Annotated in this window: 18 protein-coding genes; 8 read left to right on the forward strand and 10 right to left on the reverse strand. The window is 69.1% G+C overall.

Features of this window, described 5'->3' with window-relative positions:
- Window positions 1-19: 19 nt before the first annotated feature.
- The 5 genes from FG154_RS09075 (at window position 20) to FG154_RS09095 (ending at window position 6,262) form a co-directional block, all read left to right on the forward strand.
- The gene (locus tag FG154_RS09075) at window positions 20-2,575 is read left to right on the forward strand and encodes a membrane-bound PQQ-dependent dehydrogenase, glucose/quinate/shikimate family (protein ID WP_145106792.1); all 2,556 of its coding nucleotides are present in this window, start codon (window positions 20-22) and stop codon (window positions 2,573-2,575) included.
- 150 nt (window positions 2,576-2,725) lie between these two features.
- Window positions 2,726-3,448: a FadR/GntR family transcriptional regulator gene (locus tag FG154_RS09080; RefSeq protein ID WP_145106794.1), complete on the forward strand. Its 723-nt coding sequence runs from the start codon at window positions 2,726-2,728 to the stop codon at window positions 3,446-3,448.
- Window positions 3,445-4,419, forward strand: coding sequence for a C4-dicarboxylate TRAP transporter substrate-binding protein (locus tag FG154_RS09085; protein ID WP_145106797.1), 975 nt, complete (start codon window positions 3,445-3,447; stop codon window positions 4,417-4,419). The genes FG154_RS09080 and FG154_RS09085 overlap by 4 nt, the downstream gene beginning before the upstream one ends.
- Before the next feature lie 70 nt (window positions 4,420-4,489).
- Window positions 4,490-4,969 carry a TRAP transporter small permease gene (locus tag FG154_RS09090; RefSeq protein ID WP_145106799.1) on the forward strand — a complete coding sequence of 160 codons (480 nt, stop codon included), beginning with the start codon at window positions 4,490-4,492 and terminating at the stop codon, window positions 4,967-4,969.
- Between the two features lie 21 nt (window positions 4,970-4,990).
- On the forward strand, window positions 4,991-6,262 hold the full coding sequence (locus FG154_RS09095) for a TRAP transporter large permease (protein ID WP_145106802.1): 1,272 nt from the start codon (window positions 4,991-4,993) through the stop codon (window positions 6,260-6,262).
- 10 nt (window positions 6,263-6,272) lie between these two features.
- Here FG154_RS09095 and FG154_RS09100 read toward each other — a convergent pair whose 3' ends face one another.
- Complete coding sequence (locus FG154_RS09100; protein WP_145106804.1) at window positions 6,273-7,640, reverse strand: NAD(P)/FAD-dependent oxidoreductase; 1,368 nt, start codon at window positions 7,638-7,640, stop codon at window positions 6,273-6,275.
- Window positions 7,641-7,794: 154 nt separating this feature from the next.
- Between FG154_RS09100 and FG154_RS21410 the strand changes: the two genes are divergently transcribed.
- Entirely contained in the window at window positions 7,795-8,526 is a 732-nt protein-coding gene (locus FG154_RS21410; protein ID WP_145106807.1) for a hypothetical protein, read from the forward strand.
- Window positions 8,527-8,576: 50 nt separating this feature from the next.
- On the opposite strand, the gene FG154_RS09110 is transcribed toward FG154_RS21410, so the two are convergent.
- A complete protein-coding gene (locus FG154_RS09110; protein WP_145106809.1) occupies window positions 8,577-9,467 on the reverse strand; it encodes a DMT family transporter in 891 nt (296 codons plus the stop codon).
- Window positions 9,468-9,631: 164 nt separating this feature from the next.
- On the opposite strand from FG154_RS09110, the gene FG154_RS09115 reads away from it, so the two are divergent.
- Entirely contained in the window at window positions 9,632-10,522 is an 891-nt protein-coding gene (locus FG154_RS09115; protein ID WP_145106812.1) for a LysR family transcriptional regulator, read from the forward strand.
- Window positions 10,523-10,551: 29 nt separating this feature from the next.
- On the opposite strand, the gene FG154_RS09120 is transcribed toward FG154_RS09115, so the two are convergent.
- The 8 genes from FG154_RS09120 to FG154_RS09155 form a co-directional block, all read right to left on the reverse strand.
- Window positions 10,552-12,930 (reverse strand): aldehyde dehydrogenase family protein, encoded by a 2,379-nt coding sequence (locus FG154_RS09120; protein ID WP_145106814.1) that lies wholly within the window; start codon window positions 12,928-12,930, stop codon window positions 10,552-10,554.
- Window positions 12,931-12,940: 10 nt separating this feature from the next.
- Window positions 12,941-13,915: a deoxyribose-phosphate aldolase gene (deoC, locus tag FG154_RS09125; RefSeq protein WP_145106816.1), complete on the reverse strand. Its 975-nt coding sequence runs from the start codon at window positions 13,913-13,915 to the stop codon at window positions 12,941-12,943.
- Window positions 13,912-14,859 (reverse strand): ribokinase, encoded by a 948-nt coding sequence (gene rbsK, locus FG154_RS09130; RefSeq protein ID WP_145106818.1) that lies wholly within the window; start codon window positions 14,857-14,859, stop codon window positions 13,912-13,914. Before rbsK ends, deoC begins: the two co-directional genes overlap by 4 nt.
- Window positions 14,860-14,863: 4 nt before the next feature.
- Window positions 14,864-15,958 carry an aldose 1-epimerase family protein gene (locus tag FG154_RS09135; protein WP_145106822.1) on the reverse strand — a complete coding sequence of 365 codons (1,095 nt, stop codon included), beginning with the start codon at window positions 15,956-15,958 and terminating at the stop codon, window positions 14,864-14,866.
- Window positions 15,955-16,965, reverse strand: a complete 1,011-nt coding sequence (locus FG154_RS09140; protein WP_145106824.1) for an ABC transporter permease — start codon at window positions 16,963-16,965, stop codon at window positions 15,955-15,957. The genes FG154_RS09135 and FG154_RS09140 overlap by 4 nt, the downstream gene beginning before the upstream one ends.
- A gap of 12 nt (window positions 16,966-16,977) precedes the next feature.
- On the reverse strand, window positions 16,978-17,955 hold the full coding sequence (locus FG154_RS09145; RefSeq protein ID WP_145106826.1) for an ABC transporter permease: 978 nt from the start codon (window positions 17,953-17,955) through the stop codon (window positions 16,978-16,980).
- A gap of 7 nt (window positions 17,956-17,962) precedes the next feature.
- Window positions 17,963-19,456 (reverse strand): sugar ABC transporter ATP-binding protein, encoded by a 1,494-nt coding sequence (locus FG154_RS09150; RefSeq protein WP_145106828.1) that lies wholly within the window; start codon window positions 19,454-19,456, stop codon window positions 17,963-17,965.
- Between the two features lie 80 nt (window positions 19,457-19,536).
- Complete coding sequence (locus tag FG154_RS09155; protein WP_145106830.1) at window positions 19,537-20,583, reverse strand: autoinducer 2 ABC transporter substrate-binding protein; 1,047 nt, start codon at window positions 20,581-20,583, stop codon at window positions 19,537-19,539.
- Between the two features lie 165 nt (window positions 20,584-20,748).
- Here FG154_RS09155 and FG154_RS09160 point away from each other — a divergent pair, with 165 nt between their 5' ends.
- Window positions 20,749-21,468 carry a DeoR/GlpR family DNA-binding transcription regulator gene (locus FG154_RS09160; protein WP_145106832.1) on the forward strand — a complete coding sequence of 240 codons (720 nt, stop codon included), beginning with the start codon at window positions 20,749-20,751 and terminating at the stop codon, window positions 21,466-21,468.
- Window positions 21,469-21,518 lie beyond the last annotated feature (50 nt).

A 21,518-nucleotide genomic window follows, 5' to 3' on the forward strand; every position in this document is an offset into this window, starting at 1 on the left:
CGCTGCGGAGGAAGGGTTCATGGCTACTGTGCAAGACCGGGGAGCAGGCTTCTGGATGGTGATGGCGCTGGCCGCCGTCATCGTGATCTTCGGCCTCCTGATCGCCGGGGGCGGCGGGTGGCTCGTGGCGTTGGGCGGGTCGTGGTATTACCTGCCCGCCGGGCTGGGGCTGCTGGTGACGGGGTGGCTGCTGTTCCGGCTGTCGATGGCGGCGGTGTGGGTCTATCTCGTCGTCTATGCCGGAACCGTCGTCTGGGCCCTGTGGGAGGCCGGGCTGAACCTCTGGCCGCAGGTGCCGAGGCTGGTGGCGCCGACGCTGATCCTGCTTCTGGTGCTGCTCTCGATCCCGGTCCTGCGCCGTGGATCGCGCGCTGTGTCTGCGGGCCGCACCGTGGCGGGCGCGCTGGCGATCGGCCTCGGCGGCGGGCTCTTGCTGGCGGGCGGCGCGCGCGAGGGGATCGCGCAGGAGGCGGCCCCTCCGGGCGAAGCGCCGGCGCCCGCCGAGGCGCCCCCGGATACGGCGGCCCCCGAAACGCCGGCGCCCGCCGGCCCCACGGCCGGGCCGGGTCCCGCGCAGGCCGAGGAAACCGACGCGGTCAATACGGCGGACGAGCCGCCCGCGGCCCTGTCCCCCGGCGCGGACCGGGCGGCCGCGCCCGTGCTGCCGACCGGCGAGGACTGGCCCGCCTATGGCGGCACGACCGAGGCCCGGCGCTACTCGCCGCTCGACCAGATCAACAGGTCGAACGTGGGCGATCTGGAGCGGGTCTGGAGCTTCAGCACCGGCGATCTTCCCTCGGAGGCCGCGCAGGGCCGCTACTCGCCCGAGAACACGCCGCTCAAGGTGGGAGACGATCTTTACATCTGCACGCCGATGGGGCGGATCGTGGCGGTTGATGCCGCGACGGGGCTCGAGGAATGGCGGTTCGATCCGGGGGTGTCGGACGACGCCATCCCTTACGGGGCGACCTGCCGCGGCGTTGCCTACTACGAGGTGCCCGGCGCGGCGGCCGACGAGGCCTGCGCCCGGCGCATCCTGTGGGGCACGCTCGATGCAAGGCTGATCGCGGTCGATGCGCAGCTGGGCCAGCCCTGCCCGGACTTTGGCCTGAACGGAGAGGTCAATCTGGAAGAGGGCATCGGCGACACGGTGCCGGGTTGGTATTCCGTCACCTCGCCCCCCACGATCGTGCGCGGCGTGGCGGTGATGGGCGCGCAGGTCAAGGACGGGCAGGCCGAGAACAGCCCTTCGGGCGTGGTGCGCGGCTATGATGCGGTGACGGGTGAGCTGGCATGGGCGTGGGATCTGGGCAATCCCTCCAACCGCGGCGCCCCGGCCGAGGGCGAGGTCTACACCCGCGGCACGCCCAACATGTGGACCATCGCCGCAGCCGACGAAGAACTGGGCCTCGTCTATCTGCCGATGGGCAATTCGGCCGTGGATTACTACGGCAGCAACCGCAGCGAGGCCGAGAACGAATATGCGACCGCGCTGGTGGCGGTGGATGCGCTCACGGGCGACGATGTCTGGCACTTCCGCACGGTCTACAACGACGTGTGGGACTATGACCTCGGGTCGCAGCCGAGCCTCGTGGACTTTCCGACCGCGGATGGTCCGCGTCCGGCCCTGATCCTGTCGTCAAAGCAGGGCGACATCTTCGTGCTGGACCGTGCTACCGGCGAGCCGCTGGTGCCGTTCGAAGAGCGCGAGGTGCCGACCGATCTGGGTGTCGAACAGGATTACCTGTCGCCCGTGCAGCCGTTCTCCAGCTACCACAGCCTGCTGATGCCCGACCTCGAGGAACGGCACATGTGGGGCATGACCCCGCTCGACCAGCTCTGGTGCCGCATCCAGTTCCGCCGGGCGCATTACCGCGGCGTCTATACGCCGCCGACGGCCGACCGGCGCTGGATCCAGTATCCCGGCTACAACGGCGGGCAGGACTGGGGTTCGATGGCGGTGGATGTCGAGCGGGGCCTCCTGATCGCGAACTACAACGACATGCCGAACTACAACCGCCTGATCCCGCGGGACGAGGCCGACGAGATGGGCGTGCGGGCGATCTTCGAGCCGGACTATCAGCCCGAAGGAGGGCCGGACGCCGATCCGCAGCTCGGCTCGCCCTACGCGATCTCGGTCAACGCGGGCTGGCGTGTGGGCCTGACGGGGCTGCTCTGCAAGGAGCCGCCCTATGGCGGCATCCGCGCCATCGACCTGGCCACCGGAGAGACCGTCTGGGACGAGCCTCTGGGAACCGCCCGCCGCAACGGGCCCTTCGGCATCCCGAGCATGCTGCCGATGAAGATCGGAACCCCGAACAACGGCGGCCCGATCGTGACCGCGGGCGGGTTGATCTTCATCGCCGCCGCTACTGACGATCTCATTCGTGCCATCGACCTCGAGACGGGCGAGACCCTCTGGCAGGACGCCCTGCCCGGAGGCGGGCAGACCACGCCCATCACCTACGAGGTGGGGGGGCGGCAGTTCGTGGTGATCTATCCCGGCGGGCATCATTTCATGGAGACGCCCATCAGCGACGAGGTGATCGCCTACGCGCTGCCCGAGCGCGACTAAGGCCCGACAGCCGCGCCCCCGCGCGGGGCGCGGCCGCCCCCGACCCCGCGTCATCGCAGGAATTAGAGGTTGACAGCGGGGCCCCTCCTGCTCCATCGAGAGGGTGACTTTGGTCCAACCATAGGACCAAGAGCCATCGGAGGGGAGGCCATGGCAGGACAGTCGGCGGTGGAGGACATCCGCGACATGCTCCGGCGGGAGATCGTCGAGCGGATGCAGGTGGGAGACCTTCTGCCCAACGAGCGCGAACTGGCGGAACGGTTCGGCGTGGCGCGCAACACGGTGCGCGAGACGATGATCCATCTCGAGGCGTTCGGCCTGATCGAGAAGACCCGCCGTGGTGCCCGCGTGCGCCAGCCGGACTTCGATCCGATCTTCTCGATCTTCGCCCAGTATTTCGACCATTCGCCCAAGACGCTCGCCGACGTGCTGAACTTTCGCCGCATCGTCGAGACGGGCGCGGCACCCCTGGCCGTGCAGGGGGCCTCCGCGGCCACGCTGGCGCGGATGGCGGACTCCAACGCGCGGATGGTGCGCGCGCTCACCGTGTCGGACGCGGCGGCGCACGATTACGACTTCCACATGGCCATGATCGAGGCCACCGGCAACAGCGTGCTGATCCGCATGTATCGCGTCCTGTCGGTGCCGCTGAAGTTCTATCTCGAGGTCGGCAAGTCACGCTCACCCGAGACCGAGGAATCGAACGCGCAGCACATGCGCATCATCGAGGCCCTCAGGGCGCGCGACCGAGCCGGGCTCATGGCCGCGCTGAACGCCCATTTCGACCATTCCGGCGCCGTCCTCGCCTCCGCCTGCGCGCGGATCGAGGGGCTCGGACACGCTGAACCAGACCCACGGGAGGAGACCCCATGACCTTGAAATCCCTCACGCTTGCAGCCCTGCTCGGCGCTGCCGCCGTTCTGCCTGCCGCAGCGCAGGAAGTGGTGGTGCGCGTGGCCTACGAGAACAATCCCGGCGAGCCGACCGACCTCGTGATGAACCGCTGGGCCGAGCTGGTGGCCGAAGCCTCGGACGGCAACGTGGCGCTCGAACTCTATCCCTCGTCGCAGCTGGGCGCCAAGCAGGACGTGATCGAGCAGGGCCTGCTGGGCGTCAACGTCATCACGATCGCCGACGTGGGCTTCCTGACCGACTATGATCCCGATCTGGGCATCCTCTTCGGGCCCTACCTGACCGACAGCCCCGAGCAGCTCTTCAAGATCTACGAGAGCGACTGGTTCAAGGAGAAGGAAGCCGCGCTGCGCGAGAAGGGCGTGCATATCGTCATCTCGAACTACCTCTACGGCACCCGGCAGCTTCTGGCGAAGAAGAAGGTCGAGACGCCCGCCGATCTGGCCGGGATGAAGGTCCGCGTGCCCAACAACATCATGCAGATCAAGGCGCTCGAGCTGATGGGCGCCACGCCCACGCCGATGCCGCTGGGCGATGTCTATCCGGCGCTGACCCAGGGCGTCATCGACGGGGTCGAGAACCCGCTTCCGGTGCTCTATGGCGGCAAGTTCCACGAGCAGGCCAAGGAGCTGTCGATGATCAGCTACCTGACCAACACCTCGCTCTGGCTGGGCGGCGAGGCCTATTTCTCGACCCTCGACCCCGAGGTGGTGACCATGCTCCATGAGACGGGCCATCAGGCCGGCCTCTACAGCCAGGAGCTGGCGGCGCAGGAAGAGGGCAAGATGCTCGAGGCGATGCAGGCCGCCGGCGTTACGGTGACCGAGCCCGACGTCGAGGCCTTCCGCGAGAAGACCCAGGCCTTCTACACCATGTTCCCGGAATGGTCCGAGGGGCTATACGAGCAGATCCAGGCGGCTCTCGCCGAGTGATGCTCGCAGCCGGTCGCGTGTCCTCCCCATGCGGCCGGTCTGCCTTTCCCGACCCGAGCGGAGTTTCCCCATGCGACTGATCTTCCTGGCCGCTTCCGCCTTCGGGGCGCTGAGCGTGGCCGTCCTCGTCATCATGACCGCGGCCGCGGTCTTCGCGCGCTACATCCTGGGCATGCCGATTTCCTGGACCGAGGAGGTCTCGGGCCTTCTGATGATCTGGATCGTGATGGTCGGCGCCATCGCCTGCGAGGCGAACCGGCAGCACCTGACCATCGACCTGATCGAGGCCCTGCTCTCGCGCCGGATGCGCCGCCTGCTGTACACGCTGGTGGGGCTGGCCTCGATCGGGCTGCTGGTCTTCATGGCCTGGCAGGCCTGGGTCCTGGGCCAGACGACCGCCTTCAAGAAGACGCAGATCCTGGGCGTGTCCTGGTTCTGGCTTGATCTTGCCGTGGTGGTGGGGGCTGCGGGCACGGCCCTCGTGACCGCCTGGCGGCTGGTCCGGCCCGACGCCGAGGCGCGGCCCGCGCGCGACCGCACCCTTCACTGACCTCCTGCCCGGATACAGAGAATGACCTGGTTCATCGTCATCGCGCTGATGTTCGCGCTCTTTGCGCTGAACATGCGCATCTATCTCGCCATGTTCGCGGCAGTGGTCGCCTATTTCGTGTTCTTCTCGACGATCCCGCTGCCCATCGCGGTGCAGCGCATCATCTCGCCGACACAGAACACCTCGCTTCTGGCCATTCCGTTCTTCGTGCTGCTGGGCACGCTGCTGGGCACGACCGGGATCGCGGCGCGGCTGCTGAAGCTGGCCGACCTGATGGTGGGCCGGCTGACCGGCGGGCTGGGCCATACGAACGTCATGCTCTCGACGCTGATGGGCGGCATCTCGGCCTCGAACCTCGCCGACGCCGCCATGATGTGCCGCATCCTCGTGCCCGAGATGCGCAGGCAGGGCTACAGCGCGGGGGCGGCGGCGGCCATCACCGCCTGCGGCTCGCTGATCACCCCGATCATCCCGCCGGGGATCGCGCTGATCATCTATGCGCTGGTGGCCGATGTCTCGATCGGGGCCATGTTCACTGCGGGCATCCTGCCGGGTCTCCTTTGCGCGCTGCTGCTGCTGACCGCGGTCTGGCTCAACGCCCGCTCGAAGGGGCTGCGCCCCTCGCGCGAAAGCTGGCCCACCGCGCGCGAGACGCGGCAGACGCTGCTCGGGGCGTGGCCCGCGCTCTTTCTCATCGTGGTGATCGTGGGCGGCATTCGCCTCTCGATCTTCACCCCCACCGAGGCGGGCGCCATCGCGACCATCGTCACGCTCGGCATCGGGCTCTTCCTCTACCGCGAGATGAAGCTCGCCGACGTGGCCTCGGCCTTCGCCGAGACGGCGCGGCAAACCTCGGCGGTCCTGCTTGTCATCATGACATCTTCGGCCCTGGCCTGGATCTTCTCGATGGAGCGTGCGGGGATCACGATGGCCGACCTGATCACCTCGCTCACCACCAACCCCTGGCTGTTCCTGCTGGCGGTCAATGCGCTTCTTCTGGTCCTTGGCATGTTCATCGAGGGCACCGCGCTGATGATCATCCTCGTGCCGCTGCTCAAGCCGGTGGTGCTGCAACTGGGGATCGACCCCGTGCATTTCGGGATCGTCCTGATCCTGAACCTGTCGATCGGCACCCTCACGCCGCCCGTGGGCACCGTGCTGTTGCTGGTGACGAACCTCACCGGCGCGAGGCTGGGAGAGTTCCTGCGCGACGGCTGGCCCTTCCTGCTGGCGCTGGTCCTGGCGCTGCTGGTCGTGACCTTCGTCCCGGCGCTGTCGCTGGCGCTGGTCTGAGGGCCGGGCCTCAGGGGCGCGATCCGGCGCCCCTCACGCCCGGCGTCTCCTCGGCGGCCGTGGGTTCGCCCAGCGTCGCCGCTTCCTCGGGGCCGATCTCGCTCATCGAGATCAGCCGCGAGCCGCGGTGATAGGTCAGGTAGCGCCAGAGCCACTGGAACGAGACCACGATCCGGTTCTGGAACCCGACCAGCAGATAGACATGCACCACCGCCCAGAGCGCCCAGGCGGGCCAGCCGCTCAGCCGGTGGCGGTCGGTCTCATAGACGGCGGCATGGCGCCCCACGATCGAGGTGTTGCCGCGGCTGCGGTAGGTGAAGGGCTCCAGCGGCGCGCCCGACGCCAGATGCGCGCCGAGGCTGCGGCCGAGATGCTGGCCCTGCTGCTTGGCCACCTGCGCCAGCCCCGGCAGCGGCCGGCCGTCCTCGCCGGGGCAAAGGGCGACATCGCCCATCGCCAGAACCCGGCTCTGGCCTACCACCTCGAGCCGCTCGTTCACCGCGATCCGCCCGCCGCGGTCCACCTCGCCCAGCTGGCGCGCCAGCGGCGAGGCGGTCACGCCGGCGGCCCAGATCACCAGACCCACCGGCAGCGTCTCGCCCTCGAGGGTCAGGCTTTCGGGCGTGATCGCCTCAACCCCGCGGCCGGTCATGACCCGGACGCCGAGCCGCTCCAGCCGCTGCCGGGCGTAGTCGGCCGAGGCCTCCTGGAACGGCCCGAGCAGCCGCGGCCCGGCCTCGACCAGAAGCACGCGCGCGGCATCGGGACGGATGTGGCGGAAGTCGCGCACGAGGGTGAAGCGCGCAAGTTCCGCCAGCGCCCCCGACAGCTCGACCCCCGTCGGGCCACCGCCGATCACGGCAATCGTCATCAGCCGCGCCCGCTCTTCGGGGTCGGTGCAGCGTTCCGCATGTTCAAAGCTCATCAGCACGCGGGTGCGGATGCGGCGGGCATCCTCGATCGTCTTCAGCCCCGGGGCCACGCGCGACCAGTCGTCGTGGCCGAAATAGCCCGTGACGGCCCCCGTCGCCAGGATCAGCCAGTCATACGCCACCACCGCGCCGTGGGCGCAGTGCACCTGCCGGCGGGCGGTGTCGATCCTGACCACGTCGCCCAGAAGCACCTCGACCGACGGGTGGCGGCGCAGGATGCTGCGGATCGGTTCGGCGATGTCGGGCGCCGACAGGGCGGCGGTCGCAACCTGATAGAGCAGCGGCTGGAACAGGTGGTGGTTCTGCCGGTCGATCACCGTGACGGGGATGCCCCGCCGGCCGAGCGCCTTGGCCGCCTGAAGCCCGGCGAACCCGGCGCCGAGGATCACCACCCGCTGTCCGGTTTGCCCGCCGGCCGCGGTGCCGATCCCTGCGCCTGTGCTCATGTCGCGATCTCTCCCTTTGATCTGCAACCGCATGGCGGCCGCTTCGTTCCGCGCCGGCGTCGCCCGCGTCCTGCCGCCGGACACTTCCCCGGGGGGCCAGCAGCGCCGGGGAAGCTCGGCGTGGAACGGGGGCGTTCAGGGCGTGTTGACCCGCATGATCCTGCTTTCCGGTCTTCTCGCCCTGGGTCTCGGGCTGATCCATGTCTTCATCGGCCGCCTGCATACCATGGGCCATGTGCCCCGCAGCACATGGCTCTCGGCGGCGGGGGGCGTGGCTGTCGCCTACGTCTTCCTGCACATCCTGCCCGAGCTGGGCGCGCATCAGGCCACCTTCGCGCGCGAGCTGAAACTGCGGGACAAGACGGCGGAAACCTCGGTCTTCCTCGTTGGGCTGGCCGGATTGGCCGCCTTCTACGGGCTGGAACGGCTGGCCAAGACCTCGCGCAGCCGTTCGCGGGCGGAGGGGCGCGAGGATGCGGTCGAGGCTCGGCTGTTCTGGGTCCACCTCGGCTCCTTTGCGATCTACAACATTCTCATCGGCTATCTGCTCGTTCACCGCGAGGAGCCAGGGCTCGTGTCGCTCCTGCTTTACGCCGCGGCGATGGCGACCCATTTCGTGACCAGCGACTTCGGCCTGCGCGAGGATCACAAGCATCGCTACGACCGGATCGGCCGGTGGATCATGGCGGGGGCCGTGATTGCCGGCTGGGGGCTGGCCGCGATCACGCGCCTGTCGGATCTGGCCATCGGCCTGCTCTTTGCCTTCCTCGCGGGCGGGGTGATGCTGAACGTGCTGAAGGAGGAACTGCCCGAGGACCGGCAAAGCCGCTTCTGGCCTTTTCTCGGCGGCGCCGCGGTCTATGCGCTGGTCCTCGTCGCGATCTGAGGCGCGGGCGGTGGCCCCTTGGTCGGATGCCTCCGCGACCCGCCAGGCGGTCACTCCCGCGATGTCAGCCAGACACCGGCGAGCGTCACGGCCAGGCCCACGAACATCGCGGGGGTGAGCCGTTCGCCAAACAGCGCCCACGCCCAGATCATCGTGACCGGAGGGCTGAGGTAGATGGCGGCGGTGACCTTGGCGACGGGGAAGAGGCGCAGGCTCGTGTAATAGACCGAGTAGGCGGCAAAGGTCGCGATCAGCACCAGCCACGCCATCCCGATCGCAAAGTCGGCCGTCATGGGCGGGCGCAGCCCGTCGCCCGCTGCCAGCGCGCAGAGGCCGAAGAGCAGGGCCCCTGTCAGCGTGTGGATGCAAAGGCTCTGGTGCACGGGCATGTGCAGCGACCTGCGCCCCTTGTGCAGCACCGAGGCCAGCGCGAAGACCAGCGTCGAGCCCACCGTCATCGCGTAGGCCCAGAGGGGCGCCGTCCCGACGCTCAGGCTGTCAAGGCTCACGATCAGCACGCCGGCGACGGCGATCGCCGTGCCCAGCCACTGCCGAACCGAGAGCCTTTCGCCCAGCAGCGGCTGCGACAGGGCCACGACGGCCAGCGGCAGCAGGTCCGAGATCAGGGCGACGAGACCCGTGGGCACCCGCTGCTCGATCGCAAGGGCAAAGCCGCCCAGATAGAGAAACATCGACAGAACTCCGAACCCCACCTGCGGCAGCACCGCGCCCAGCCGCAGGCGCGGCCCGAAGACGAGGGCGAAGGGCAGCAGGATCAGTCCCGCCAGCAGCATCCGCCAGAACAGCAGCAGGAAGACGCTCGCTTCCTCGTTGGTGAAGCGGATGCCGACGAAGCCGGAACTCCAGCCGATCACCAGCGCGGTGGCCATGAGGGGCCAGAGAAGCGGGTGCCGCCCTGGCATCGTCGGAGCGTCGGTCATCGGCAGGCCTCCCGGTTGTCTCTGCGATCGACCTAATCCGCAACCTCACCGAAAGCACATGACAAATTTCGATACAGCAATTACTTTGGCCGCAGAACTGTCATACGAACTTGCCACTCGGTTACGCTGCTGTCATGCTTTGAGGTGAACCGAGGACCATTCCGATGACAGACATCTCTGGCCGCCGCCTGGACATCGACGCGCTGCGCGCGCTTTGCGCCATCCGCCAGCACGGGGGGATCACGCGCGCGGCGGCGACGCTGGGGCTGACGCAGTCCGCCGTGAGCCACAAGATCAAGCGCCTGGAGACGAGCCTGGACTGCCGCATCCTCAGCCGCCGGCCCGGCGCGCCCCTGTTCACGGCCGCGGGCGAGGATCTGCTGGATTACGCGCGCCGGATCCTCGGCCTGCATGACGAGGCGCTGCTCAGCCTGACCCGGACCGATCTCGCCGGCCGCATCCTGCTCGGGCTGACCGAGGACACAACCTGTTCCGACCTGTCGCGCATCCTCGGCCGGTTCCGCCGCCTTCATCCGCAGGTCAGCGTCCGCACCAGGGTGCGCATGAGCCTCGTGCTGCGCGCCATGCTCGACCGCGGCGAGCTGGATGCGGCCATCCTGCAGGTGTTCGCGCATGAGGTGCGGCCGGCCGACATCGTCCTCTTCCGCGAGGAGCTGCATTGGGTGAAATCGCCCGAGCTGATGCTCGCCGCCGACGGGCCGATCCCGTTCCTGTCCTTCGACGAGGAGTGCTTCTATCGCCGCTGGGCGCTCGACATCGGGCAGGACGGGGGCGCGCAGTTCGAGACGGTCTTCGAATGTTCGAGCGCCGCCGGCATCGTGGCGGCGGTCGCCGCGGGGCTTGGGGTCGCGCTCCTGAGCGACCGTCACCTCCGCCCGGAGATGGAGATCCTCCGCGACCGGCTGCCCGCGCCGCCCGAACTGGCCTATGTCGTGCGCCGCGCACGGCGCGCGCGGAACCCGGCGCTGGACAGCCTGATCGGCTCGGTCGAGGCCGAGATCAGCCGCAACGGCGGGCTTTCCCTCGCGGGCTAGGCCGCGAGGGGAGAGCGAGCCGCGCGCGCTCAGGCGCCGTAGGGCACCCAGATCGTCTTGACCTGCGTCGCCCGGTCCAGCCAGAGCCGCCCGCGCGCCTCCCCGTCGTCCGCCCAGTCGAGCGCGCGCCCCTCGTTCGTCCAGACCTGCTTGAGATTGCCCGCAGAGAGCGCCTCGGTGCGCGCCGCGCCTGTCGCGTCCCCGTGATACCAGAGCCCGTCCACCGCATCATGCTCGGCCAGCGTCTGGGCCAGGAGATCGCGGTCCCCCGTCACCAGATTGACCACGCCCCCCGGCAGGTCCGACGTGTCGAAGATCTGGGTCAGCGGCTGGGCAAGCAGCGCGCGCGCCGGCGAGGGCACCGCCACCACCCGGTTGCCCACGGCGATCAGCGGCAGGATCAGCGACATGAGCGACAGGAGCGGCGCCTCGTCGGGGGCGAGCACCCCCACCACGCCCAGCGGCTCCTTCAGCGACAGCGTCAGGTGGCGCGGCTTCGTCGCATGGATGCGGCCATCGTCCTTGTCGGCCATGCCGGCGTAGAAGAACACCCGCTCGACGAGCGTGCGCACCTCGGCCGCGGCCCCGGATGCCGTGGCCCCCGCCTGCACCAGCGCCGCGGCGAGGTCGGCCTCGCGGGCCGCGATGTTCTCGGCGAGGAAGAACAGCACCTGCGCCCGGCCGTGCGCGTTGGCGGCCCAACCTTTCGCCTTCAGCGCGGCCTCGACCGCGTTGCGGATGTCCTTGCGCCCCGAGACCGGCGCGAGGCCCAGCGGCTCGCCCTTCGGGCTGCGCACGACATAGCTCGCGCCGCCATCGGGCCGGACCTGCGCGCCGCCGATGTAGTTCTTCATCGTCCGGTCGATCAGGCCGGGCAGGCCGCCGCCCGTGCCGGTGAAGGCCGCGAAATCGACCGGAACGGGGGTCACAAGAGGCCGCTCGCGCGGGGCGGCGGGGCGCAGATATGCGGCGAGCCCCTCGCGCGCGCCCTCACGGCCGAAGCCGCTCTCCTTCATGCCGCCGAAGGGCGCGCCCGCGTCGAAGAGGTTCGAGGCGTTGATCCAGACCACGCCCGCCCGGATCCGCGCGGCCAGTTCGGTCGCGGCGTTGATGTTCTCGGACCAGACCGAGGCCGCAAGCCCGTAGGGCGTGTTGTTGGCCAGCGCCACCGCCTCGTCCACGGTGCGGAAGGTGGTCGTGACCGCGATCGGGCCGAAGATCTCGACCTGCGCGACGGTTGCTGCGGGCTCGGTGTCGGCGAAGAAGCCGGGCGCCACGAAATGTCCCGCCGCGGGCAGCGGGCAGGACGCCTGCTCGAGCCGGTAGCCCTCGCGCTCGGCGCCCGCGAGCAGTTCCTCGATCCGCGCCTTCTGGCGCGCTGAGACGATGGCGCCCATGTCGGTGGACTTGTCGAGCGGATCGCCCACGCGGATCTTCTCCATCCGCGCCCGGAGCTTGGCGAGGAACCGCTCGGCGATCCCCTCCTGCAGCAGAAGCCGCGAGCCCGCGCAGCAGACCTCGCCCTGGTTGAACCAGACGCCCTCCACCACGCCTTCGACGGCGGCATCGAGATCGGCATCGGCGCAGACCACGAAGGGCGACTTGCCGCCCAGTTCGAGCGTCAGGTTCTTGCCGCTGCCCGCGGTGGCGCGGCGGATCTCGCGGCCGACGGCGGTCGAGCCGGTGAAGGCCACCTTTGCCACGCCCGGATGGCGCACGAGGAGCGCGCCGGTCTCGGCCCCGCCGTGGACGATGTTGACGACGCCCTTCGGCAGGCCGATCTCGTCGAGCATCTCGGCAAAGGCCACGGCGGTCAGCGGCGTGAGGTCGGCGGGCTTCAGCACCACCGTATTGCCCGCCGCCAGCGCCGGCGCGATCTTCCAGGCCAGCATCAGCATCGGGAAGTTCCAGGGGATCACCTGGCCGCAGACGCCGAGCGGCTCGTGGCCGGGGAACTCGCTGTCGATCGCCGCCGCCCAGCCCGCATGATGGTAGAAGTGGCGGATGGCGAGCGGCACGTCGGCGGTGCGCGTCTCGCGGATGGCCTTGCCGTTGTCGAGCGTCTCGAGGACCGAGAAGAACCGCTCGCGCTTCTGCAGGCCGCGGGCGATGGCATAGAGATGGCGCGCCCGCTCGAAGCCCGGAAGCTGCGACCAGCCGGAAAAGGCCGCGCGGGCCGCGGCGACGGCGGCCTCGATCTCGGCCTCGCCCGCGGCCGGAATGCGCGCGAGGATCTCGCCCGTGGCCGGGTTCTCGACGTCGATCGCGGCGGCCTCGGCGCCGGTGAAGGCGCCGTCGATGTAGTGCCCGAGCGCGGGCCCCCGCGCCGCAAGCCAGGCCTTCGCATCCGTCGCGGCCTCGGGGGCGGGGCCGTAATCCATGCTTTCCATGATGTCCTTGATGCTCATGTCTCAGGCCTCAGCTCAGGGCGTGGTGGTCGGCGCTGGCATAGCGCCCGGTGACGTGATGCTCGAGCTGCCGCTCGATGTCGCCGAGCAGCGTCGAGGCGCCGATGCGGAAGAGGTCGGGCCCGAGCCAGGGCCCGCCCAGTTCCTCCTTCATCAGCGCGAGCCAGGCGAGCGCGTCCTTGGCCGCGCGCAGACCGCCCGCGGGCTTGAAGCCGATGCGGACCCCCGTTCGCTCGCCATAGTCGCGCAGCGCCCGCAGCATGGTGAGCGAGACGGGCAGGGTGGCGTTCTCGATCTCCTTGCCGGTCGAGGTCTTGATGAAATCGGCCCCCGCCTGCATCGCCACCATCGAGGCGCGGTAGACGTTGGTCAGCGTCCCAAGCTCGCCCGTGGCGAGGATCGCCTTGAGGTGAGCCTCGCCGCAGGCCTCGCGCATGGCGGCGATCTCGTCGTAAAGCGCCGACCAGTGGCCGAGCAGCACATGTTCGCGCGTGATGACGATGTCGATCTCGGCGGCGCCGGCCTCGACGGCGTAGGTGATCTCGGCCAGCCGCTGCGGCAGGGGCGTGAGGCCCGCGGGGAAGCCCGTGGCGACCGAGGCGACCGGAATGCCCGAGCCTTGCAGCGCCGCGACCGCATGAGGCACCATGGTCGGATAGACGCAGACCGCGCCCGTGGTCAGGCCGATGTCGGCCACGCCCATCGCCTCGAGCAGGTCCGGCCGGACGGGCTGGCGCGCCTTGGCGCACAGGCGCCGCACCTTGCCGGGCGTGTCGTCGCCCGCAAGCGTCGTCAGGTCGATGCACTGGATCGCGCGCAGGAGCCAGGCCGCCTGATGATCCTTCTTGACGGTGCGGCCGCCGGCAAGGCTGGCCGCGCGGCGCTCGGCGGCGCTGCGGTTCACCTGGATCTCCTCGAACCAGTCGGGCGCGAAAGGGGTGCCGGGGTTCCGGGGATGGCTGTCGGGCATGGCGTGGGCCTTCATGCGGATGGGGGGAGCGTGCGGCAGAAGTCCGCGAAGACCTCGGCCGTCGCATAGGATTTCTGGGTGCCGCGCCCGGTCACGGAATGGGCGGCATAGCGCGCCGCCTGCGTGAGAGCGCCCTCGACATCGCCGGTGGCCGCAAGGAAATGGGCAAATGCGCCGATGAAGGCGTCTCCGGCGCCGGTCGTGTCCACCGGCGTCACGCGGACGGGCGGGATCCGCACCACGCCCTCGCCGGTCACGAGCCGCGCGCCGCGGCCGCCGAGCGTCACGATCACCGTGCCGATGCCGCGGGCGATCAGACTGCGCGCGGCGGCCTCGATCTCTTCCTCGCTGCCGGTGGGCAGGCCCGAGAGCAGCGCAAGCTCGGTCTCGTTCGGGACGAGGAAACTCAGGTCGCGCAGGTCGTCCACGTTGAGATCGGCCGCGGCCGGCGCCGGGTTCAGGATGGTGCGCACGCCCCATTCCGCCGCCCGCCGCACCGTATGGAGCACCGTCTCGCGCGGAACCTCCATCTGCATCAGGATCAGGTCGGCCGCGCGCAGCGTCTCTTCGGCCGCATCCACGTCGGCGGGCCGGAGATCGGCGTTGGCGCCTTTCACGATCAGGATCGAGTTCTCGCCCTGAGGGTCCACGAAGATCGGCGCCACGCCGGAGGATTTCCCCGGCACGGTGCCCACATGCGTCGTGTCGATACCCTGCTCGGCCAGGTTGCGCCGGGTGTTCTCGCCGAAGATGTCTCCGCCGACCTTGGTCACCATGGCGACCTGAGAGCCGAGCCGGGCCGCCGCCACCGCCTGATTGGCGCCCTTGCCGCCGGGGCCGATCTCGAAGTCGGGCGCCTCGACCGTCTCTCCGGGGGCGGGCATCCGCGTGATGTAGGTCACCAGATCGACCATGTTGGAGCCGACGACCGCGATGCGGCCGGGTTTCGATGCGGTCATGAATTCAGCCCTTGCGCATGGTTTCGACTTCGGCGCGGGCCACGGCCACTTCGTCCGGCCCGAGCCAGCCCAGGGTGACAGGAAAGCGCGCAACGGCGCCCGGATCCAGCAGGCGCACATGGCCCTTGGCCTTCTCGGCCGTATAGCCCTCGGGCTCACAGGTCGAGGGCAGCGCGAAGGCCGCCACCTGCGCATCGCCGTCGTTCAGGATCCAGCGCACGCAGAAGGGCAGGTCCTCGGGCCTCCAGCCGGCCGAAAAGGCGCCGCCCTCGGGCAGTTCCATCAGCATCCGGGTGCGCCCCCGGGCGTCGGTGCCGGGCTCGCGGATGTAGAAGACCTGTTCGGGGCTGTAGAGGTCCGGCTCCGACAGACGCTCCATCCGGGCGGGATGGGCGGCCAGATCCTCGAGCAGCGCGAGGAACTCAGGCGTGGGCGTCACATGTCCGGGCACCGCGCGCCGAACCTCGGTGCGGTCCGGGGTGAAGGGCGCGGCCTGAACGATCCGGGCCCCCGCCACGAAGTCGAAGTTGGCGTGGAGCATGTACATCAGCTCCATCGGGTGCGCCGAGCGGTTCTCGACCACCATCTCGACCTCGATCAGCGCGTCCTCGGCATGAAGCCGCACGCGGGGCGTGGCGCGATAGACGGGGCCGAAGCCCATGACATGATCGCGTTGCCCGCCCAGCTCCGCGAAGAGCCCGGCGGCATCGGTGCCGAAGGTCAGGTGGGCGCTGTCCATCGCCGCCACCGGCATCTCGCCATGCAGGGGATGGGTGTCCTTGGAGCCGGGCGTTCCGTTGCGCAGGACGCCCGCGTGATAGGCGAAGGCGCCGTAGGTCTCGAGGATCGAGGCGCCCGCGCGCGGCCAGTCGAAGGCGTTGCCCATCGTCAGGCGGCGCCCGTCGAACCTCGCGTCCCAGATCATCTGGCCGAGGAAGGGCAGGAGCGTCACCTCGCCCCGCGGATTGGCCAGCCTCAGCGCCTCGACGCCCGACGGGTAGCGGAAGGCCGTGGCGGTGAAGCCGGACCCTTCGGCGATCCGACGCTCGCCCCGGCCGGGGAAGGCGTCGCGGGGCAGGGGGATACGGATCTCGGTCATTTCCGTGACCTCAGGTAGTTGATGGCAATGACGATGACGAGGAAGGCGCCCCAGACGGCGTCGATCAGGAAGTTCGACACCCGCATGATCTGAAGGCCCGACGAGAGCAGCATGAGCGCCACGAGCGCAAGCAGCACGCCCAGAACCCGGCCCTTGCCTCCGGCGGGGTTGGTGCCGCCGAGGACCGCGATCAGCACCGCCTGCAGCAGGTAGGAGGCGCCGAAATCCGCCTTGGCCGAGTTGGTCCGCCCCGACAGGAGCACCCCCGCCACGGCCGCCAGCATCCCCGTCAGCATGTAGCTGTAGAGGATCATCCGCCCCGACCGGATGCCGGCGAAGACGGCGGCGCGCGGGTTTGTGCCCATCAGCATCAGGTTCACGCCGAGCGTGGTCCGCGCAAGCAGGACCGCCACCAGCCCCGCCACCACGATCAGCACCCAGAGCGGGGTGGCGAGGCCAAGGATCTTGCCGGTTCCGATCCAGGCCCAGGTCTCGGGGAAGCCCGTGATGGCCGGACCCCCGGTCAGGACGAGCGCGAGGCCCGCGAAGATCTGCCCCGTGCCGAGCGTGGCGAGGATCGGGATGATGCGGAGGCGCGCGATCAGCACCCCGTTCAGCCCGCCCGCAGCGAGCCCGACCGTCAGCGCGATCAGCACCGCCGCCGCCGTATGGAGGACAAGCCCCGCACCGCCCGCGGCGGCGGCCTCGCTCACGGCCGGAATGCGGAAATAGACGCCCGCCACGATGGCCGCGAGGTTTGCCACGCCGACGATCGACAGGTCGATCCCCCCCGTCAGCATCGCGATCATCATGGCGATGGAGAGGATGCCGAGTTCCGGCGCGATGTAGGTCAGCGACTCGAAATTGTAGTAGCGCAGGAACTTGTCGGGGTTCAGCGCCGTCATCGCGACGAAGATCAGCAGTGTGATGACGATGAGTTGCGCCACCGCCGCGTCGCGCCCGAGAAGGCGGCTCAGCAGGGGGCGGGTTTCGGTGTCCGAGGCCATGGCGTTCCCCCCTCAGGCCAGCTTCTTGCGGTCGCGCCAGGCGGTGATCGCGGTGGCGGCGACGATGATGAGGCCCACGACAACCCGCTGCCAGGTCGTGTCCACCTTGAGCAGGATCAGCGAGTTCTTGACCATCACCAGCATGAACACCCCGATCAGCGTGCCCACGACCGACCCGCGGCCGCCGAAGATCGAGGCGCCGCCCAGCACCACGGCCGCGATCACGTCCAGCTCAAGCCCCTGGAAGTCGCGCGGGTTGGCCTGCCAGATCATCGACGTATGCAGCATCCCCGCAAAGCCTGCGAGCAGCCCCGCGAGGCAATAGACGAACCAGATCGTCCGGCGGGTGTTGAAGCCGGCGCGGCGGGCGGATTCCGCATCCGTCCCGTAGGCATAGACCGAGCGGCCGATCATCGTGTGCCGCAGCAGCAGATGCATGACGAGCGCGATGCCGAGATAGACCAGCACCATCGCGGTAAGCCCGTAGGTCGCCCCGTTCGCGGCCTGCACGGTCATCAGGTCGTGCCGGCCGAACTCGATCAGCTCCTTTGGCATCTTGTTGATGTTGACGATGGAGCTGCCCAGAAGCCCCAGCACCAGGCCGCGCACGATCGAGGCCGTGCCCAGCGTCACGATCAGCGGGATCATCCGGAACCGCTCGATGATGAAGGCGTTGAAGCCGCCCAGCACAAGGCCGATCCCCGCGGCCGCGATGAAGGGCACAAGGACGCCGTTGTAGTTCAGCTCGACCATGGCGCGCACGACGATGTAGAGCGCCGCCACCGCGATGGCCGGAAACGAGACGTCGATGCCGCCCGAGATCATCACGAGCAGCACGCCGAGCGCCATGATGCCGATGACGACGTTCGACTTGGCCAGGCTGAAGAGGTTGTCGAGGCCCCAGAAGGCCGGGTTCACGAGGCCGATCAGCACCATCGCGGCCAGAAGCACGAGGGCGATCACGAATTCGGTGGACTGCAGGATCTTCATCGGACGCTCAGTTCAGTGTCTTGAGGGCATCGTTGATCCGGTCCTCGGTCATCCCGGACCCATCCAGATCGGCGACGAAACGTCCACGGTGCATGACGTGGATGCGGTTGCAGTTGGTGACGAGCTCGGGCACGTCGTCCGAGATCATCACCACACCCAGCCCCTCGCGCTGCGCGAGGTCGCGGATGATGCGGTGGATCGTGGCCTTGGAGCCCACATCCACGCCCACCGTCGGCCCGTTCAGGATCAGCACGCGCGCGCCGGTCAGGAGCCAGCGGCCGAGCATCACCCGTTGCGCGTTGCCGCCCGACAGGTTGCCCACCGCCGTCTCGGGCGAGGGGGCCGCGATCTGCATGTCGCGGAACATGCCCAGCGTCCTGTCGCGCACGGCGGCGCGGTCGAGGAAGGGCCCGCGGCGCAGCCGCTCGAGGATCGAGACCACGAGGTTGCGCTCGATCGATTGCGGCAGGAACAGCCCTTCGGTCAGCCGGTCCTCGGGCACATAGGCAATGCCGAGGGCGATGGCCTCCTGCACCGAGTGGGGATGGACCTCGCGGCCCTCGAGCCGGATGGTGCCGGTCATCCTGGGCTCCATGCCGAAGAGCGCGCGGGCAAGCTCGGTGCGCCCCGACCCGATCAGGCCCGAGATGCCCACGATCTCGCCGGGGCGGAGCGACAGGTCGATGCCCTGCACACTGCCCGGCACCGACAGTCCGCGGACCTCGAGCAGCGGCGGGCCCGGCGGCAGGGCGGGTCGGTAGGGATCGTCGGTGAGCGCGAGGCCGGTCATCGCGTGGGTGATCGCGGCCTCGTCAAAGTCGGCCATCGGCCCTTCGGCCACCTTGCGGCCGTTGCGGAAGACGGTCAGCCGCTCGGAAATCTCGAGCATCTCGCGCATCTTGTGGCTGACGAAGAGGATGGCGATGCCCTGCGCCTGCAGGTCGCGCACGATGGCGAAGAGCGCATCGACCTCGTGGCGGGTAAGCGCGGTGGTGGGCTCGTCCATGATGATGAGCCGAGCGCGGGCCAGGATCGCGCGCGCGATGGCCACGATCTGCCGGCCGGAGGTGGGCAACGTGCCCACTTCGGCATCGGGGTCGATGTCCACGCCGATCCGGCCCAGCACCTCGCGCGCCATGCTGCGGGCGCGGCGCCAGCCCATCCGGCGGCGCCCCTCGAGCACATAGGTGTTGAGCGCAAGGTTCTCGGCCACCGTCAGGTTTCCGAACAACGAGAAGTCCTGGTAGATCACCTGCACGCCATGCTGCACGGCCCGGATCGGGTCGAGCCGGCCCACCGGGCGGCCGTCGATCAGGATCTCGCCCTCGTCCGGCGTGTAGATGCCCGACATCACCTTGATGACGGTCGATTTCCCCGAGCCGTTCTCGCCGGCGAGGCAATGAATCTCGCCGGGGCGGATCTCCAGCGACACGCCGTCCAGCGCGCGCACGCCGCCAAAGCGCTTGCCGATGTGTCTCAGCTCGATGAGGGTGTCCGACATGGCCTGCCCATGCTGTCAGGGAAGGGAAGGGGCCCCTGAGGAGCCCCTTCGCGACGCGATCCGGGAGGATCGCGGTCCGATCAGAAGTCGTAGTCGGCCATGTTGTCCTTGGTCACGCCCACCCAGCCCGCGCCATAAAGCAGATGCGGGTTGGCCTCGTCCGGCGCGATGAGATCCTCATAGCCGGTGAGGCCGAGGTTCAGGCCCGGCTTGATCTCGTCCTTCTTGCCCTCGAGCGCCGCCACCGCGAGCATGTTCATCGCATAGCCCGCGACGGCCGGATCCCAGAACTGGATGTACTGGATGTCGCCGTTCTGCAGATATTCGCCCGCGACCGACGGCAGGCCCGTGCCCGCGAAGAAGACCTTGTCCTTCAGCCCGCTCTCGGCGATCAGGCGACCGGCCCCGGCCGAGGTCGGCATCGGCGCGCCGAGGATCCCGGTGATGTCGGGATAGGTGGTCATCGCTTCCTTGAGCTTGGTGTAGTCGATGGCCGCATCGTCGGCGGTTTCCAGACGATCACCCACGAGGCTCATCTCGGGGTAGTTCTCCTTCTGGTAGGCCACCGCGCCGTCGATCCATTCCATCTGGCTCTTCGAGGTGAGCGAGCCGACGGTGGCGACATACTGACCCTTCTCGCCCATGGATTTGGCGAGTTCCTTCATCAGGTTCGCGCCATAGGCGAGGTTGTCGAACGCCTCGAGGTCGAAGTCGGTGTTCTGGATGTTCGAGGCCTCGTGGGTGATGACCACGATGCCGCGGTCACGCGCCTTCTTCAGCACCGGCTCCACCGCCTCGACCGAGAAGGGCACCACGCAGATCGCATCGACCCCCTGCGCGATCAGGTTCTCGATCAGCTGCACCTGCGCCGCGGCGTCGGCCTGACTCGGGCCCACCATCCAGACGTCATGGCCCGTGTCGCCCTTGAACTGGTCGATGCCGTCGCGCATCCGGTCGAACCAGGCGATGCCGTCCACCTTCACGACGGTGGCAATGCTGTATTCCTTGCCGTCGGCGGTGGCGATCAGGTCCTGGTTGACCTTCGACACATCCACGATGTCTTGCGCCACGGCCGGAGCGGCCAGAGCCGTCAGCGCCAGCGCCGCCGACGTCAGCAGAATCTTCATCCGAATTCCTCCCTCGGGAACAGGGCGGCGCGCTTCCTCCTCGCGTCGTCCTGCGGTTGCGAATATTGATCGAATCTCGTCAATATGATCTTATTCATTCAAAACTGGAGCATGGCTGTCAATCCAAAGTTTGATATGCGATGGCGGCGACGGCAGGAGGTGCAAGTGGCAAGACCATCAGGCAGGACCGGGAGGATCGCGGCGCTTGGCGAGCTGTGCCGAGCCGGGGCCATCCTGCATATCGGCGAAGCCGCACGGCAGATCGGCGCCTCCGAGATCACGATCCGGCGCGACCTGAGCGGCGGAGAGGGCGGGCTCGTCTGCCTTGGCGGCTACGTCATGCGCGCCGCCGAAGGGGCCGAAGGCTATTCGCTGACCAAGGCCGAAGCCTCGGAGGCCGACGCCAAGGAGGCGCTGGCCGGACGCGCGGCCGCGCTGATCGAGCCGGGCGACACGATCTTCCTCGATTGCGGCACGACCACGCCCCATCTCGCCGCCAAGGTGCCGCCGAACGCGCGCGTGACGGTGGTGACGCAGGCGCTGAACATCGCCGAGCGGGTGGCGCGGCTGCCGGGCGTGACGCTGATCCTGCTGGCGGGGATCTACCACCCCGAAACGGCGAGCTTCTCTTCGGACGAGGCGGTGGCGATGCTCGGGCGGATCAACATCACCAAGGGCTTCTTCTCGGCCGCGGGCGTGCATGAGACCGAGGGCGTGACCTGCTTCCACTTCCACGAGGTGCCGGTGAAGCGGGCGGCCATCGCCCGGTCGCGGCAGCGGTATCTGGTCTGTGATGGATCGAAATGGGGCAGGCTGCGGCCGGCCACCTACGCGCGGCTCGACGAGTTCACCGACTGGATCGGCGCTCCCCCCCGGGCGGCCTGAGGCGCGGCCGGTCTCGTGAAGGGGCCGCAAGGCACGCGGCCCCCGAGGCG

The sequence above is a fragment of the Cereibacter sediminicola genome, from assembly GCF_007668225.1.
Taxonomy (GTDB): Bacteria; Pseudomonadota; Alphaproteobacteria; order Rhodobacterales; family Rhodobacteraceae; genus Cereibacter_A; species Cereibacter_A azotoformans.